Annotated in this window: 18 protein-coding genes; all 18 read left to right on the top strand. The window is 61.8% G+C overall.

Annotated elements, in window-relative coordinates:
* Positions 1 to 43 precede the first annotated feature (43 nt).
* The 18 genes from rpmH to CL52_RS20220 all read left to right on the top strand — a co-directional run bounded on the left by rpmH (position 44) and on the right by CL52_RS20220 (position 15,810).
* A complete protein-coding gene (rpmH, locus tag CL52_RS20300; RefSeq protein ID WP_003290924.1) occupies positions 44 to 178 on the top strand; it encodes a 50S ribosomal protein L34 in 135 nt (44 codons plus the stop codon).
* A gap of 14 nt (positions 179 to 192) precedes the next feature.
* Positions 193 to 588 carry a ribonuclease P protein component gene (gene rnpA, locus CL52_RS20295; protein ID WP_102847923.1) on the top strand — a complete coding sequence of 132 codons (396 nt, stop codon included), beginning with the start codon at positions 193 to 195 and terminating at the stop codon, positions 586 to 588.
* Positions 581 to 826 (top strand): membrane protein insertion efficiency factor YidD, encoded by a 246-nt coding sequence (yidD, locus tag CL52_RS20960; RefSeq protein ID WP_074519951.1) that lies wholly within the window; start codon positions 581 to 583, stop codon positions 824 to 826. Before rnpA ends, yidD begins: the two co-directional genes overlap by 8 nt.
* A 2-nt stretch (positions 827 to 828) precedes the next feature.
* On the top strand, positions 829 to 2,493 hold the full coding sequence (gene yidC, locus CL52_RS20290) for a membrane protein insertase YidC (RefSeq protein ID WP_041110354.1): 1,665 nt from the start codon (positions 829 to 831) through the stop codon (positions 2,491 to 2,493).
* Between the two features lie 72 nt (positions 2,494 to 2,565).
* On the top strand, positions 2,566 to 3,933 hold the full coding sequence (gene mnmE, locus CL52_RS20285; protein ID WP_041110353.1) for a tRNA uridine-5-carboxymethylaminomethyl(34) synthesis GTPase MnmE: 1,368 nt from the start codon (positions 2,566 to 2,568) through the stop codon (positions 3,931 to 3,933).
* 424 nt (positions 3,934 to 4,357) lie between these two features.
* Positions 4,358 to 6,250 carry a tRNA uridine-5-carboxymethylaminomethyl(34) synthesis enzyme MnmG gene (gene mnmG, locus CL52_RS20280; RefSeq protein WP_041110352.1) on the top strand — a complete coding sequence of 631 codons (1,893 nt, stop codon included), beginning with the start codon at positions 4,358 to 4,360 and terminating at the stop codon, positions 6,248 to 6,250.
* The gene (gene rsmG / locus CL52_RS20275; RefSeq protein WP_041110351.1) at positions 6,247 to 6,897 is read left to right on the top strand and encodes a 16S rRNA (guanine(527)-N(7))-methyltransferase RsmG; all 651 of its coding nucleotides are present in this window, start codon (positions 6,247 to 6,249) and stop codon (positions 6,895 to 6,897) included. The genes mnmG and rsmG overlap by 4 nt, the downstream gene beginning before the upstream one ends.
* Before the next feature lie 18 nt (positions 6,898 to 6,915).
* Positions 6,916 to 7,704, top strand: a complete 789-nt coding sequence (locus CL52_RS20270; RefSeq protein WP_041110350.1) for a ParA family protein — start codon at positions 6,916 to 6,918, stop codon at positions 7,702 to 7,704.
* Positions 7,705 to 7,713: 9 nt separating this feature from the next.
* Entirely contained in the window at positions 7,714 to 8,586 is an 873-nt protein-coding gene (locus CL52_RS20265; RefSeq protein WP_041110349.1) for a ParB/RepB/Spo0J family partition protein, read from the top strand.
* A 136-nt stretch (positions 8,587 to 8,722) separates the two neighbouring features.
* A complete protein-coding gene (locus CL52_RS20260; protein WP_369806177.1) occupies positions 8,723 to 9,121 on the top strand; it encodes a F0F1 ATP synthase subunit I in 399 nt (132 codons plus the stop codon).
* 16 nt (positions 9,122 to 9,137) lie between these two features.
* Positions 9,138 to 10,010: a F0F1 ATP synthase subunit A gene (atpB, locus tag CL52_RS20255; protein ID WP_043222813.1), complete on the top strand. Its 873-nt coding sequence runs from the start codon at positions 9,138 to 9,140 to the stop codon at positions 10,008 to 10,010.
* Between the two features lie 71 nt (positions 10,011 to 10,081).
* Entirely contained in the window at positions 10,082 to 10,309 is a 228-nt protein-coding gene (gene atpE, locus CL52_RS20250) for a F0F1 ATP synthase subunit C (protein ID WP_041110347.1), read from the top strand.
* Positions 10,310 to 10,402: 93 nt separating this feature from the next.
* Positions 10,403 to 10,873: a F0F1 ATP synthase subunit B gene (locus tag CL52_RS20245; protein WP_041110346.1), complete on the top strand. Its 471-nt coding sequence runs from the start codon at positions 10,403 to 10,405 to the stop codon at positions 10,871 to 10,873.
* Positions 10,874 to 10,885: 12 nt separating this feature from the next.
* On the top strand, positions 10,886 to 11,422 hold the full coding sequence (locus CL52_RS20240) for a F0F1 ATP synthase subunit delta (protein ID WP_043222810.1): 537 nt from the start codon (positions 10,886 to 10,888) through the stop codon (positions 11,420 to 11,422).
* Between the two features lie 15 nt (positions 11,423 to 11,437).
* On the top strand, positions 11,438 to 12,982 hold the full coding sequence (gene atpA / locus CL52_RS20235; protein ID WP_041110344.1) for a F0F1 ATP synthase subunit alpha: 1,545 nt from the start codon (positions 11,438 to 11,440) through the stop codon (positions 12,980 to 12,982).
* Positions 12,983 to 13,032: 50 nt separating this feature from the next.
* Entirely contained in the window at positions 13,033 to 13,899 is an 867-nt protein-coding gene (atpG, locus tag CL52_RS20230; RefSeq protein ID WP_041110343.1) for a F0F1 ATP synthase subunit gamma, read from the top strand.
* A gap of 30 nt (positions 13,900 to 13,929) precedes the next feature.
* Positions 13,930 to 15,306, top strand: coding sequence for a F0F1 ATP synthase subunit beta (atpD, locus tag CL52_RS20225; RefSeq protein ID WP_041110342.1), 1,377 nt, complete (start codon positions 13,930 to 13,932; stop codon positions 15,304 to 15,306).
* Positions 15,307 to 15,381: 75 nt separating this feature from the next.
* Positions 15,382 to 15,810 (top strand): F0F1 ATP synthase subunit epsilon, encoded by a 429-nt coding sequence (locus CL52_RS20220; protein ID WP_041110341.1) that lies wholly within the window; start codon positions 15,382 to 15,384, stop codon positions 15,808 to 15,810.
* Positions 15,811 to 15,854: the final 44 nt, after the last annotated feature.

Here is a 15,854-nt window from a genome sequence, read left to right as displayed (position 1 = left end):
GGGGGCCATTCCGGCTCGCAACGAATCACCAGGTAACAGCATCATGAAACGCACTTTCCAACCCAGCACCATCAAGCGCGCTCGTACCCATGGTTTCCGTGCCCGCATGGCTACCAAGAATGGTCGTCAGGTTCTGTCGCGTCGCCGCGCCAAGGGCCGTAAGCGCCTGACCGTCTGAACCTGCTTGAGGTGGTGAGTCGAGGCTTCGGCCGGGAAAAGCGTCTGCTGCGTCCCGACCAGTTCAAAGCGGTCTTCGACTCCTCCACCGGCAAGGCAACGGGTCACAACGTTCTGCTGCTGGCCCGGGGGAACGATCTTGCGTTTCCTCGACTGGGTCTGGTGATCGGCAAGAAGAGTGTCAAACTCTCGGTCGAACGCAATCGCATCAAACGCCAGATTCGGGAAAGCTTTCGCCTTCATCAGGCCGAGCTGAGTGGCTGGGATCTGGTCATCGTCGCTCGCAAGGGGCTCGCCGACCTGGATAATCAGGAGTTGGCCCGGCAGTTCGCCAAGCTCTGGCGCAAGCTGCTCAAGCAGCAATCGCGAGCCGCTGACGGAGCGGATAAAGCCAATGACTCCAATGCGTAAATTGGCCACCGCCCCCATCAAGCTCTATCGCTATGCCATCAGCCCGATGATGGCCAGCCACTGTCGCTTCTATCCCACTTGCTCCTGTTACGCACTCGAAGCCATCGAACAACATGGCCTCATGCGTGGTGGATGGCTTGCGCTATGCCGGTTGGGGCGTTGCCATCCCTGGAACCCCGGCGGTTACGACCCGGTTCCTCCTCCCAAAACTTCCAATTCCTCTTCGATGGCCGAGTAACCATGGATATCAAACGCTCGATCCTGCTCGTCGCCCTGGCAGTCGTCGCCTATCTCCTGGTTCTGCAATGGAACCAGGACTACGGCCAGACCGCACTGCCGAGCACGACGTCTACGACCCAGTCATCCACGCCGGCACTGCCCGAAACGTCCTCGAGCCCTGCCGCGGCGACCGATGTTCCGTCGGTCGCCAACAGCCAGCCGGAACAGAGCCTGGCCGCCGCGCAGCCAAGCCAGCAGTTGATCCGTGTGCGTACCGACGTGCTGGAGGTCGCCATCGACCCTCGCGGTGGCGATATCGTCGAGCTGCTGCTGACGCAGTATCCGCGCCGTCAGGATCGTCCGGACGTTCCGTTCCAGCTGTTCGAGCGCAGTGGCGAGCGTACCTATGAAGCGCAGAGCGGACTGATCGGCGATGGCCCGGATCAGGCCAACGGTCGGCCGTTGTACAGCAGTGCCAAAACGCAGTACACGCTGGACGAAGGCCAGGAACAGCTTGTCGTTGACCTGACCTACAGTGCCGACGGGGTCAACTACACCAAGCGCTTTACCTTCGAGCGCGGTGAATACGACCTGGGCGTGCGTTACCTGATCGATAACCAGAGCAACGAGCCCTGGACCGGCTACCTGTTCGGGCAGCTCAAGCGTGACAACAGCAGCGATCCGTCGTCGAGCACCGCGACCGGCACCGCGACCTATCTTGGCGCGGCGATGTGGACCAAGGAAGACTCCTACCGCAAGATTTCCCGCGGCGACATGGACGACAAGAGTCTGCGTGAAACCGTTCAGGGCGGTTGGATCGCCTGGTTGCAGCACTATTTCGTCACCGCCTGGATTCCGCAGCCTGACGACACCACCCAGGTGCAGACGCGCAAGGACAGCCAGGGCAACTACATCATTGGTTTTACCGGTCCCGCGGTGACAGTTGCCCCTGGCACCCAGGGCGAAACCGCCGCAACCCTGTACGCCGGTCCGAAGATTCAGGGCAAGCTCGAAGAACTTGCACCCGGCCTGCGCCTGACCGTCGACTACGGCATCCTCTGGTTCATCGCTCAGCCGATCTTCTGGCTGCTCAGCACCATCCACTCGCTGCTGGGTAATTGGGGCTGGTCGATCATCGTGCTGACCCTGATCATCAAGCTGGCATTCTTCCCGCTGTCGGCGGCCAGCTACAAGTCGATGGCGCGCATGCGAGCCGTATCGCCCAAGATGCAGGCGTTGAAGGAGCAGTTCGGCGACGACCGTCAGAAGATGTCGCAGGCGATGATGGAGCTCTACAAGAAGGAGCGCATCAACCCGTTGGGTGGTTGCCTGCCGATCCTTGTACAGATGCCGGTGTTCCTTGCACTCTACTGGGTGCTGCTGGAAAGCGTGGAAATGCGCCAGGCGCCGTGGATGTTCTGGATCACCGACCTGTCGATCAAGGATCCCTACTTCATCCTGCCGATCATCATGGGCGTGACCATGTTCCTGCAGCAGCAGTTGAACCCGACGCCGCCGGATCCGATGCAAGCCAAGGTGATGAAGCTGTTGCCGATCATCTTCACCTTCTTCTTCCTCTGGTTCCCGGCCGGTCTGGTGCTGTACTGGGTGGTCAACAACGTCCTGTCGATCGCACAGCAGTGGTACATTACCCGGCGGATCGAGGCGTCCGGCAAGACTGCCTGACCGTACCGAAAGCCAGCAAAACGCCCCTTGATTGGGGCGTTTTGCTATCCAGCCCTTTTTTGGAGGAGCGTCATGAGCCACGTTCGCGAAACCATTGCCGCCGTCGCCACCGCGCCTGGCCGAGGTGGTGTGGGCATCGTTCGGGTCTCAGGCCCGCGGGCGAAGCCGATCGCCATTACCCTCACCGGCAAGGAACCCATCGCGCGACATGCGCACTACGGCCCCTTCCACGATGACGTAGGCGAAGTCATCGACGAGGGAATCATGCTGTTCTTCCCGGGGCCGCATTCGTTCACCGGCGAAGATGTACTCGAGCTACAGGGGCATGGCGGCCCGGTAGTCCTGGACATGCTCCTGCAGCGCTGCCTGGAGCTAGGCGCTCGGCCTGCCAGGCCCGGCGAATTCAGCGAACGCGCATTTCTAAATGACAAACTGGACCTGGCACAGGCCGAAGCCATCGCAGACTTGATCGAGGCCAGCTCGGCACAGGCTGCGCGCAACGCGGTGCGCTCGTTGCAAGGTGAGTTCTCCCGACGGGTGCACCAGCTGGTCGAGCAGCTGATCGCCTTGCGGATATACGTCGAAGCCGCCATCGATTTTCCGGAAGAAGAAATAGACTTTCTCGCCGACGGCCATGTGCTGACCGAACTGCAGGAACTGCAACGATCACTGTCGCAGGTGCTGCGCGAAGCGGGACAGGGCGCGTTGCTGCGCGACGGCATGACGGTGGTCATCGCCGGCCGGCCCAATGCGGGCAAATCGAGCCTGCTCAATGCGCTGGCAGGCCGTGAGGCAGCCATTGTCACTGACATCGCCGGCACCACCCGCGACGTGTTGCGCGAGCACATTGTGATCGACGGTATGCCGCTGCACGTGATCGATACGGCCGGCCTGCGTGAAACGGACGACCAGGTCGAGCGGATCGGGGTGCAGCGAGCACTGGGCGCGATCGAGCAGGCCGACCGCGTGTTGCTGGTCGTCGACGCAAGCGCTCCGGAGGCCGCCGATCCGGCTTCCCTCTGGCCCGAGTTCCTCGACTGCCAGCCGCCGCACGGCAAGGTCACCGTGATCCGCAACAAGATCGATCTGACCGGGGAGTCGGCACTGCTACGCCTGGCTGACGACGGCCAGGCTACGGTCGCCATGTCGGTACGCGAGGGAGAGGGGTTGGAGCTGCTGCGCGAGCACCTGAAGGCCTGCATGGGCTTCGACCAGACGGCGGAAAGCAGCTTCAGCGCACGCCGCCGGCACCTGCAGGCATTGCATCTGGCCGACGAGCACCTGCGGCATGGCGGCGAGCAACTGGTTGGCGCGGGCGCCGGTGAGCTGCTGGCCGAGGATCTGCGATTGGCGCAGCAGGCGCTTGGCGAAATCACCGGAGCCTTCAGCTCGGATGATTTGCTTGGCCGGATCTTCTCGAGTTTTTGCATCGGCAAATAGCCGGTTGCCCGGGTGAGCGGGGCCGGGCAACGGCCCGCCGCTCCTGCAGGAGCCTTGTAGATAACTGGCCCTGAACACCGTCGATAAGCCTGTTGGCAACATGGTCGCCCACCTGCTTGTGGATAACGAGGTGTTTTACCCACAAGCCGTCAACCGGCTCCCCCCAATTCCCACGCAGATACCGCACAGAGTTTCTGAATGCTGGAAACCTTGTCCTGCGTGGTCTGTAATAGGTTATCCACAGAACGGGGGTTCAGTATAAGTAAACATATAAACAAGCTTTTCTTCTCTCTGACTTGTTTATTCATTTTGGGCCACAGCCCGTCCTTTGGTCATTTTTTGTGCAGAGCCCTTCATTCGAGCCTGCTAACTCCCTATACTTCGCGGCCTTCCCAGATCCCAACTCAACAGGCACGAGGTGCGTGTGGATTTCCCTTCCCGGTTCGACGTGATCGTCATAGGCGGTGGCCATGCCGGCACCGAGGCAGCCCTGGCCGCTGCGCGCATGGGCGTGAAGACCCTGCTGTTGACGCACAACGTCGAGACACTCGGACAGATGAGCTGCAACCCCGCGATCGGCGGTATCGGCAAGAGTCATCTGGTCAAGGAAATCGATGCGCTCGGCGGCGCCATGGCGACAGCCACCGACAAGGGCGGTATCCAGTTCCGCATCCTCAACAGCCGCAAGGGCCCGGCTGTGCGCGCCACGCGTGCGCAGGCCGATCGGATCCTGTACAAGGCTGCCGTGCGGGAAATCCTGGAAAACCAGACCAACCTGTGGATATTTCAGCAGGCGGCGGACGACCTGGTTGTCGAGCAGGACCAGGTCAAGGGTGTCGTGACACAGATGGGCCTGCGTTTCCTCGCGGACAACGTTGTTCTGACGACCGGGACCTTTCTCGGCGGACTTATCCACATCGGGTTGCAGAACTATTCGGGAGGACGCGCCGGTGATCCCCCTTCGCTCGCCCTGGCACGTCGCTTGCGGGAGCTGCCGCTGCGTGTCGGTCGTTTGAAGACCGGTACACCACCGCGCATCGACGGGCGCAGCGTGGATTTTTCGCAGATGACCGAGCAGCCGGGCGACACGCCACTACCGGTGATGTCGTTCCTCGGCTCGCGCGAGCAGCATCCGCCGCAGGTCAGCTGCTGGATCACCCATACCAACGCGCGCACCCACGAGATCATCGCCAGCAACCTGGATCGGTCGCCCATGTATTCCGGGGTGATCGAAGGCATTGGCCCGCGTTATTGCCCATCGATCGAAGACAAGATCCATCGCTTCGCCGACAAGGACAGCCATCAGGTTTTCCTCGAACCCGAAGGACTGACGACGCACGAGCTGTATCCCAATGGCATCTCCACTTCGCTGCCGTTCGACGTGCAGCTTGAGATCGTCCGCAGCATTCGTGGCATGGAGAACGCGCATATCGTTCGTCCGGGCTACGCCATCGAATATGACTTTTTCGATCCGCGAGACCTGAAGTACAGCCTGGAAACCAAGGTCATTGGCGGGCTTTTCTTCGCCGGGCAGATCAATGGCACCACCGGCTACGAAGAGGCTGGCGCTCAGGGGCTGCTGGCCGGTGCCAATGCAGCGCTGCGGGCGCAGGGGCGTGAAGCCTGGTGCCCGCGTCGTGACGAGGCCTACCTCGGTGTGCTGGTCGATGACCTGATCACGCTCGGCACGCAAGAGCCCTATCGCATGTTCACCTCGCGCGCCGAGTACCGCCTGATCCTGCGCGAGGACAATGCCGATCTGCGCCTGACCGAAAAGGGACGCGAACTGGGTCTCGTGGATGACACCCGCTGGGCGGCGTTCTGCGCCAAGCGCGAAGGCATCGAGCGTGAGGAGCAGCGACTGAAGAGCACTTGGGTGCGGCCCGGCAGCGCGGAGGGCACCGCGATCGCCGAGCGTTTCGGTAGCCCCCTGGTGCGTGAGTACAACCTGCTCAACCTGCTGGCGCGGCCGGAAATCGACTACGCCAGCCTCATCGAACTGACCGGCGATGCCGGCGCCGATCCGCAGGTGGCCGAGCAGGTGGAGATCAGCACCAAGTACGCCGGCTACATCGAGCGCCAGCGCGACGAGATCGAGCGTTTGCGCGCCAGCGAGAACATCGCACTGCCGGTCGACCTGGACTACCCCTCGATCTCCGGCCTGTCGAAGGAAATCCAGCACAAGCTTTCGCAGGCCCGCCCGCAGACGCTGGGCCAGGCCTCGCGTATCCCAGGGGTGACCCCGGCGGCAGTTTCACTGCTGATGATCCACCTGAAAAAGCGTGGTGCCGGACAACAGCTGGAGCAGAGCGCGTGAGCGAGGCGGTGACCCGAAGCCATGCCGAAGAGCTGGTCGCCGGTGCCCATGAACTGGGCATAGCGCTGTCCGAGCAACAGCAGCGGCAGTTGCTCGACTACCTGGCGCTGCTGATCAAGTGGAACAAGGCCTACAACCTGACGGCCGTCCGTGATCCGGACGAGATGGTTTCGCGCCACTTGCTCGACAGCCTGAGCGTGGTCCGCTATGTCGCCGAAGGTGGCGATCGCTGGCTAGATGTTGGCAGTGGCGGCGGCATGCCAGGTATACCGCTGGCCATCATGTTTCCCGAGCGGCGCTTCGTGCTGCTCGACTCCAACGGCAAGAAGACGCGCTTTCTCACCCAGGTAAAGCTGGAGCTTGGGCTGGGCAATCTCGAAGTGGTCCATGAGCGGGTCGAACGCTACCGTCCGGAGCAACCGTTCGTGGGGATCAGCTCACGGGCCTTCAGCGCGCTGGCCGATTTCGCTGACTGGACTCGCCACTTGGGCGACACCGACACGCGCTGGCTGGCGATGAAGGGCGTGCATCCGGAGGACGAACTGCAGGCGCTACCCGCGGACTTCGAACTGGAGCGTTGTCATGTGCTGCAGGTTCCAGGTTGCCAAGGCCAGCGCCATCTGCTGATACTGCGCCGCATTTCATGACCCTGGACAGACGCTGACATGGCCCGTGTATTCGCCATCGCCAACCAGAAGGGTGGTGTCGCCAAGACCACCACCTGCATCAACCTGGCGGCCTCGCTGGTAGCCACGCGTCGTCGTGTCCTGCTGATCGACCTCGACCCGCAGGGCAACGCCACCACTGGCAGTGGTGTGGACAAGCTCAACCTGGAGCACTCGATCTACGACGTGCTCATCGGCGACTGCAGCCTGGTCGATGCGATGCAGTTCTCCGAGCATGGCGGCTACCAGCTGTTGCCGGCCAACCGCGATCTCACCGCGGCCGAGGTCGATCTGCTCAAACTGCCGACCAAGGAGCATCGCCTGCGCGAGGCGCTGGCGCCGGTGCGCGAAAACTACGATTACATCCTCATCGACTGCCCGCCTTCGCTGTCGATGCTGACGGTCAACGCGCTGGCCGCCGCCGACGGGGTGATCATTCCGATGCAATGCGAGTATTACGCGCTCGAAGGGCTGACCGATCTGGTCGACTCGATTCAGCGCATCGGTCGGGCACTCAATCCGAGCCTGACGATCGAAGGCCTGCTGCGTACCATGTACGACCCGCGCAGCAGCCTGACCAACGATGTTTCCGAGCAGCTGCGCACGCATTTCGGCGACAAACTCTACGACACCGTCATCCCGCGCAATGTGCGCCTGGCCGAAGCGCCCAGCCATGGCATGCCGGCGCTGGTGTACGACAAGCAATCGAAGGGCGCACAGGCCTATCTGGCGCTCGCCGGCGAGTTGTCCCGTCGCCAGCGCAAGGCAGCACGCAGCGCCCTCGCATAAGGAATTTTCATGGCGACCAAGAAAAGAGGCCTGGGACGCGGACTGGACGCCTTGCTTGGCGGTGCCAGCGTCACGACGCTACAGGAACAAGCGGTCAAGGCCGATAGCCGAGAACTGCAGCATCTGCCGCTGGAACTGATCCAGCGCGGCAAGTACCAGCCGCGACGCGACATGGATCCGGCCGCGCTGGAGGAGCTGGCCAGCTCGATCCGTGCCCAGGGCGTGATGCAACCGATCGTCGTGCGCGCGATCGACGGCGGCCGCTTCGAGATCATCGCGGGCGAACGTCGTTGGCGCGCCAGCCAGCAGGCAGGCCTGGAAAAGATCCCGGCGATGGTGCGTGACGTTCCTGACGAAGCGGCGATCGCCATGGCGCTGATTGAAAACATCCAGCGCGAGGACCTCAATCCGATCGAAGAGGCCATTGCCCTGCAGCGCTTGCAGCAGGAATTCCAGCTGACCCAGCAACAGGTCGCCGACGCCGTGGGTAAATCGCGGGTTTCGGTAAGCAACCTGTTGCGCCTGATCGGCCTGCCCGAAGAGATCAAGACCCTGCTCGCCCATGGCGATCTGGAAATGGGCCACGCCCGGGCGCTGCTCGGCCTGCCAGCCGAGCAGCAGGTGGAAGGGGCGCGGCACGTTGTCGCACGCGGCCTGACGGTACGTCAGACCGAAGCGCTGGTCCGCCAGTGGCTCAACGGCAAGGAAGCACCAAAGGAGGCGCCGAAGGCGGATCCCGACATCAGCCGTCTGGAACAGCGGCTGGCCGAGCGGCTGGGCTCTCCGGTGCAGATTCGCCACGGAGCCAAGGGCAAGGGGCAGCTGGTGATTCGCTATAGCTCGCTCGACGAGCTGCAGGGCGTGCTGGCTCACATTCGTTGATACAAAATTTTTGTAGTGCCGGTCGGAAATAACTACCGGATAGTTGAACCGGTGGGGCCCTGCTCCTATACTCGCCGCGCTTTTTTGGGACTGCAGCCAGCAGCCAGGCGCATCTCGATACCGCGGTGGAATGCCGGTGAACATACGTAACAGGACACCCTTCCACCGTCAGCCAGCATTTCGAGGACTGCTCGTCCAGGCCGTTGCGGCCTTGGTCGGCACGCTGGCTTGCGGTGTTGTGTTTGGAGTCGTCGCCGGATACTCGGCGCTGCTCGGCGGCCTGATCGCCCTGTCGGCGAATGCGTATTTTGCGTACAAGGCCTTTCGTTACTTTGGCGCGCGTTCGACCCGGGCGATCGTCCAGTCCTTCTGGGCTGGAGAGATGGGAAAACAGATTCTGGCAGCAGCGCTCTTTGCGCTGGTGTTCGTGGGAGTACGACCGCTGGAGCCGGTTGCCTTGTTTGCCGGCTACGTGCTGGTGCTGGGCACCTCCGCGAGCGCACTCCTGCTGCTGAAAAACAATCCGAAGCATTGAGTATTGAGGCGCGCATATGGCGAGTACCCCGGCTGAATATATCCAGCATCACCTGCAGAACCTGACCTACGGCAAACTGCCTGCCGGTTACGAACGCGCTGATGGCTCCGTGCTCGACCAGGCTACCTGGACGATCGCCCAGACCGGCGCCGAGGCTCGTGAAATGGGCTTCATGGCGGTGCACCTGGACACTCTGGGCTGGTCGGTCCTGATGGGCCTGATCTTCATCCTGGTGTTTCGCTCCGCGGCCAAGTCCGCCACCGCCGGTGTGCCCGGCAAGCTGCAGAATCTCGTCGAGATGTGCGTCGAGTTCGTCGAGGGCGTGGTCAAGGACACCTTCCACGGTCGCAACCCGGTGATCGCACCGCTGGCGCTGACCATCTTCGTCTGGGTGTTCCTGATGAACAGCCTGAAGTGGATTCCGGTCGACTATATCCCGGGCATCGCCCATCTGGCTGGCCTGCCGGCCTTCAAGATCGTTCCGACCGCCGACCCGAACGGCACCTTCGGCCTGTCGCTCGGCGTGTTCATTCTGATTCTGTTCTACAGCTTCAAGGTCAAGGGCTTTGGCGGCTTCACCAAGGAACTGGCTTTCACCCCGTTCAACCACTGGTCGCTGGTGCCGTTCAACCTGTTCCTCGAGATCCTCGGTCTGCTGACCAAGCCGCTGAGCCTGGCTCTGCGACTGTTCGGCAACATGTACGCTGGTGAGGTGGTATTCATCCTCATCGCGCTGCTGCCGTTCTACGTGCAGTGGACCCTGAACGTACCGTGGGCGATCTTCCATATCCTGGTGATCCCGCTGCAGGCGTTCATCTTCATGGTCCTGACCGTGGTGTACCTCAGCTCTGCGCATGAAGACCACAGTCATGCCGAGTTGACCCCGTAAGGAACGTCCGGCCAACGCTAGTCCGCTTTACCCAACAAACCTTAAACCCCCCTTAGCTTCAGGAGCTTTACATGGAACTCGTCTACATCGCCGCTTCCCTCATGATCGGTCTGGGTGCTCTGGGCACCGGCATCGGCTTCGCCCTGCTGGGTGGCAAGCTGCTGGAATCCACTGCTCGTCAGCCTGAGCTGGCTCCGCAGCTGCAAACCAAGACCTTCCTGATGGCCGGCCTGCTCGACGCCGTACCGATGATCGGCGTTGGTATCGCGATGTACCTCATCTTCGTTGTCGCCGGTTAATCATTTTTCCGGTTTGAGATGGGGTTCGCCGGGCGAGCCCCGTCGCCGTGGAATGACTCCCGCGTTGAACGAGATAGCACGAGGTAAATCGCTGTGAACATTAACTTGACGCTGTTCGGTCAAACGCTCGCCTTCGCTATCTTCGTCTGGTTCTGCATGAAGTTCGTCTGGCCGCCTATCACGGCCGCCATGAACGCACGCCAGAAGAAGATCGCCGAGGGGCTGGATGCGGCAGGCCGTGCGCAGCAAGACCTGAAACTGGCTCAGGAAAAGGTGTCCAACACCCTCCGTGAGACCAAGGAGCAGGCTGCCCAGATCCTCGAGCAGGCGAACAAGCACGCCAATGCGATCATCGAGGAAGCCAAGCAGCAAGCCCGTGCCGAGGGTGAGCGGCTGGTAGCCGGCGCCCGCGCCGAGATCGAACAGGAAGTGAACCGTGCCAGGGACCAACTGCGCAGTCAGGTCGCGGCGCTTGCCGTAGCCGGTGCGGAGAAGATCCTGGAGTCCCAGGTGGACGCCAAGGTACACAACGAACTGGTCGAAAAACTGGCCTCCCAACTCTAAGCGAGGCAAGCGATGATCAATACCCAGACGCTTGCTCGGCCTTACGCGAAAGCCGCTTTCGAGTTTGCCAGCTCGGTCGACCAGACTCAGGCCTGGTCGAAAATGCTGAATCTGGCCGCCGTCGCTGTAGAAGTCCCCGAAGTCGATGCATTGCTCAACGATCCGCGCCTGACCAGCGATAGCAAGGTCGAGGCGCTGGTACGTGTGCTGGGCAACGACGCGGACGAAGCGTTCCGCAATTTCGTCAGGACCCTGGGCGAGAACGATCGCCTGGCCGTTCTGCCGACTGTGTGGGAGCTGTACGAGGACATCAAGGCGCAAGCCGAGAAAACGCTCGATGCAGAAGTCGAAACTGCCTACGAGCTCAGCAACGAGCAACTCCAAACCTTGGCTGCCGCCCTGTCCAAGCGGCTAGATCGCACCGTCAACCTCCAGCAGGCCGTGAATCCTGCATTGATCGGCGGCGTGGTCATCCGCGCTGGCGACGTGGTTGTCGACGGTTCGGTTCGCGGCAAACTGAGCCAGTTGGCCGAATCGTTGAAATCCTGATTTGAGGGTCATGGCATGCAGCAACTGAATCCTTCCGAGATTAGTGAAATCATCAAGCAGCGCATCGATAGCTCGAATGTCGCCGCTCAAGCCCGTAACGAGGGCACCGTCGTCAGCGTGTCTGACGGCATCGTACGTATCTACGGTCTGGCCGACGTCATGTACGGCGAAATGATCGAGTTCCCTGGTGGCATCTACGGCATGGCGCTGAACCTGGAGCAGGACTCCGTCGGTGCCGTGGTTCTGGGTAACTACCTGGGCCTGACCGAAGGCATGAGCGCCAAGTGCACCGGCCGTATCCTCGAGGTTCCGGTCGGTCCGGAGCTGCTGGGTCGTGTCGTCGACGCACTGGGCAACCCGATCGACGGCAAAGGTCCGATCAACGCCAAGCTCACCGATGCGGTCGAGAAGGTCGCGCCGGGCGTGATCTGGCGTAAGTCGGTCGACCAGCCGGTACAGACTGGTTACAAGTCGGTCGACGCCATGATCCCGGTCGGCCGTGGTCAGCGCGAGCTGATCATCGGTGACCGTCAGATCGGTAAGACCGCTCTGGCGATCGACGCGATCATCAACCAGAAGAACAGCGGCATCCGCTGCGTCTACGTGGCCATCGGTCAGAAGCAGTCGACCATCGCCAACGTCGTACGCAAGCTGGAAGAGCATGGCGCCCTGGCCAATACCATCATCGTTGCCGCCTCGGCTTCCGAGTCCGCCGCGCTGCAGTACCTGGCACCCTATGCCGGTTGCACCATGGGCGAGTACTTCCGCGACCGCGGTGAAGACGCGCTGATCGTCTATGACGATCTGTCCAAGCAGGCCGTGGCCTACCGCCAGATCTCCCTGCTGCTGCGCCGTCCGCCGGGACGTGAAGCCTACCCGGGCGACGTGTTCTATCTCCACAGCCGTCTGCTGGAGCGTGCTTCGCGCGTATCCGAAGAGTACGTCGAGAAGTTCACCAATGGCGCCGTGACGGGCAAGACCGGTTCGCTGACCGCGCTGCCGATCATCGAGACCCAGGCCGGCGACGTGTCCGCGTTCGTTCCGACCAACGTGATCTCGATCACCGACGGCCAGATCTTCCTCGAGTCCGCCATGTTCAACTCGGGTATCCGTCCGGCGGTCAACGCCGGTATCTCGGTATCCCGTGTCGGTGGTGCGGCGCAGACCAAGATCATCAAGAAGCTGTCCGGCGGGATTCGTACCGCACTGGCCCAGTACCGTGAACTGGCTGCGTTCGCGCAGTTCGCATCGGACCTGGACGAGGCGACCCGCAAGCAGCTCGAGCATGGTCAACGCGTCACCGAGCTGATGAAGCAGAAGCAATACGCGCCGATGTCCATTGCCGACATGTCCGTGTCGCTGTACGCCGCCGAGCGTGGTTTCCTGACCGACGTGCCGGTAGCCAAGGTTGGCGCCTTCGAGCAGGCCCTGATCGCCTACTTCAACCGCGAGTTCGCCGACCTGATGGCGAAGATCAACGTGAAGGGCGACTTCAACGACGAAATCGATGCAGGCCTGAAGGCCGGCGTCGAGAAGTTCAAGGCCACGCAGAGCTGGTAAGCCGCAGCGGGAGCCTCAGGGCTCCCGCCTGCTAACCCGAAAGGTGTCAAATGGCAGGCGCAAAAGAGATTCGCAGCAAGATTGCGAGCATCAAAAGCACGCAGAAGATCACCAGCGCCATGGAAAAGGTGGCGGTCAGCAAGATGCGCAAGGCACAGATGCGCATGGCTGCCAGCCGTCCCTACGCGGAGCGGATCCGGCAGGTGATTGGCCATCTGGCCAACGCCAACCCCGAGTACCGTCATCCGTTCATGGTGGAGCGTCCGGTCAAGCGTGTCGGTTACATCGTCGTGTCGTCCGATCGCGGTCTGTGCGGTGGCCTGAACATCAACCTGTTCAAGGCACTGATTCGCAGCATGAAGGAATGGCACGACCAGAAGGTCGAGGCCGACCTGTGCGTCATCGGCAACAAGGGTGCGAGCTTTTTCCGTAGCTTCGGTGGCAACGTCGTCGCGGCGATCGGCAACCTGGGCGAAGAGCCGTCGGTCAACGACCTGGTCGGCAGCGTCAAGGTCATGCTGGACGCCTTCAACGAGGGCCGGCTGGACCGCTTGTACCTGGTCTCCAACAAGTTCATCAACACCATGACCCAGAAGCCGACGATCGATCAGCTTCTGCCACTGGCTGAAGTCGAAGACGCACAGGCAGTGAAGAAGGGTCAGTGGGACTACCTCTACGAGCCGGATGCCCAGCAGCTGCTGGATGCCCTGCTGGTTCGCTTCATCGAGTCCCAGGTCTACCAGGCGGTAGTTGAGAACGGCGCAGCCGAGCAGGCCGCGCGGATGATCGCCATGAAGAACGCAACCGACAACGCCGGTGATCTGATCAGCGATTTGCAGCTGGTCTACAACAAGGCCCGTCAGGCTGCGATCACTCAGGAAATCTCGGAAATCGTCGGCGGCGCTGCCGCGGTTTAAGAACGGTTCAAATATTCAGAGGAACCAAACATGAGTAGCGGACGTATCGTTCAAATCATCGGCGCCGTTATCGACGTGGAGTTTCCGCGCGATCAGGTGCCGAACGTCTATGACGCGCTGAAAGTACAAGGCGCGGAAACCACCCTGGAAGTCCAGCAGCAGCTGGGCGACGGCATCGTCCGTTCCATCGCGATGGGTTCGACCGAAGGCCTCAAGCGTGGCCTGGACGTCACCAACACCGGCGAAGCCATCTCCGTCCCGGTCGGCAAGGCGACCCTGGGCCGTATCATGGACGTGCTGGGCAACCCGATCGACGAAGCCGGTCCCATCGGTGAAGAAGAGCGCTGGACCATCCACCGCGCTGCCCCTTCCTATGCCGAACAAGCCGGCGGTAACGACCTGCTGGAAACCGGTATCAAGGTAATCGACCTGGTCTGCCCGTTCGCCAAGGGCGGTAAGGTCGGTCTGTTCGGTGGTGCCGGTGTCGGCAAGACCGTGAACATGATGGAACTGATCCGTAACATCGCCATGGAGCACAGCGGTTATTCCGTGTTCGCTGGTGTGGGTGAGCGTACTCGTGAGGGTAACGACTTCTACCACGAGATGAAGGACTCCAACGTTCTCGACAAGGTTGCCTTGGTCTACGGCCAGATGAACGAGCCGCCAGGAAACCGTCTGCGCGTGGCGCTGACCGGCCTGACCATGGCCGAGAAGTTCCGTGACGAAGGCCGTGACGTTCTGCTGTTCGTCGACAACATCTACCGTTACACCCTGGCCGGTACCGAAGTGTCGGCACTGCTGGGCCGTATGCCGTCCGCGGTGGGTTACCAGCCGACGCTGGCCGAAGAGATGGGCGTTCTGCAGGAGCGCATCACGTCGACCAAGACCGGTTCGATCACCTCCGTGCAGGCTGTCTACGTTCCCGCGGACGACCTGACCGACCCGAGCCCGGCGACCACCTTCGCCCACCTCGACGCCACCGTCGTACTGTCGCGTGACATCGCCTCCCTGGGTATCTACCCGGCGGTCGACCCGCTCGACTCGACTTCCCGTCAGCTGGATCCGCTGGTCATCGGCCAGGAGCACTACGACACCGCTCGCGGCGTTCAGTACGTGCTGCAGCGCTACAAGGAACTGAAGGACATCATCGCCATCCTCGGTATGGACGAACTGTCCGAGCAGGACAAGCAGCTGGTATCCCGCGCGCGTAAGATCCAGCGTTTCCTGTCCCAGCCGTTCTTCGTGGCCGAAGTCTTCACCGGTTCGCCGGGCAAGTACGTGCCGCTGAAGGAAACCATTCGTGGTTTCGCCGGCATCCTCAATGGCGACTACGATCACCTGCCCGAGCAGGCGTTCTACATGGTCGGTTCCATTGACGAAGCCATCGAGAAGGCCAAGAAACTGTAACTGGCGCGCCCGTTCACGGGCGCTGTCCCAGCCTGACTGGCGTATGCCGGCCAGGCTGACTACCGAGGCATGAATATGGCTATGACAGTCCATTGCGACATCGTCAGTGCGGAAGAAGAGCTGTTCTCGGGGCTGGTGGAAATGGTCATCGCCCACGGGAACCTCGGTGACATCGGTATCCTGCCGGGCCACGCGCCGCTGCTGACCGATCTCAAGCCCGGTCCGGTGCGAGTGATCAAGCAGGGTGGCGAGGAAGAGATCTTCTACATCTCCGGCGGCTTCATCGAAGTGCAGCCGAACATGGTGAAGGTGCTCGCCGACACCGCGACGCGCGCCAAGGACCTCGACGAAGCGGCCGCCCAGGCTGCCGTCAAGGCTGCCGAGAAAGCGCTGCACGAGAAAGGTGCCGAGTTCGACTACGGCTCCGCGGCCGCACGTCTGGCCGAGGCCGCTGCCCAGCTGCGGACCATCGAGGCACTGCGCAAGAAGTACGGCCGTCACTGATCGGTCAGCGACTTCATCGCGTTCGAGTAAAAGGGTAGCCTTGG

It is taken from the genome of Stutzerimonas balearica DSM 6083 (genome assembly GCF_000818015.1).
In the GTDB taxonomy this organism is placed as follows: Bacteria; Pseudomonadota; Gammaproteobacteria; order Pseudomonadales; family Pseudomonadaceae; genus Stutzerimonas; species Stutzerimonas balearica.
This window is presented reverse-complemented; position numbering and strand designations above follow the sequence as displayed.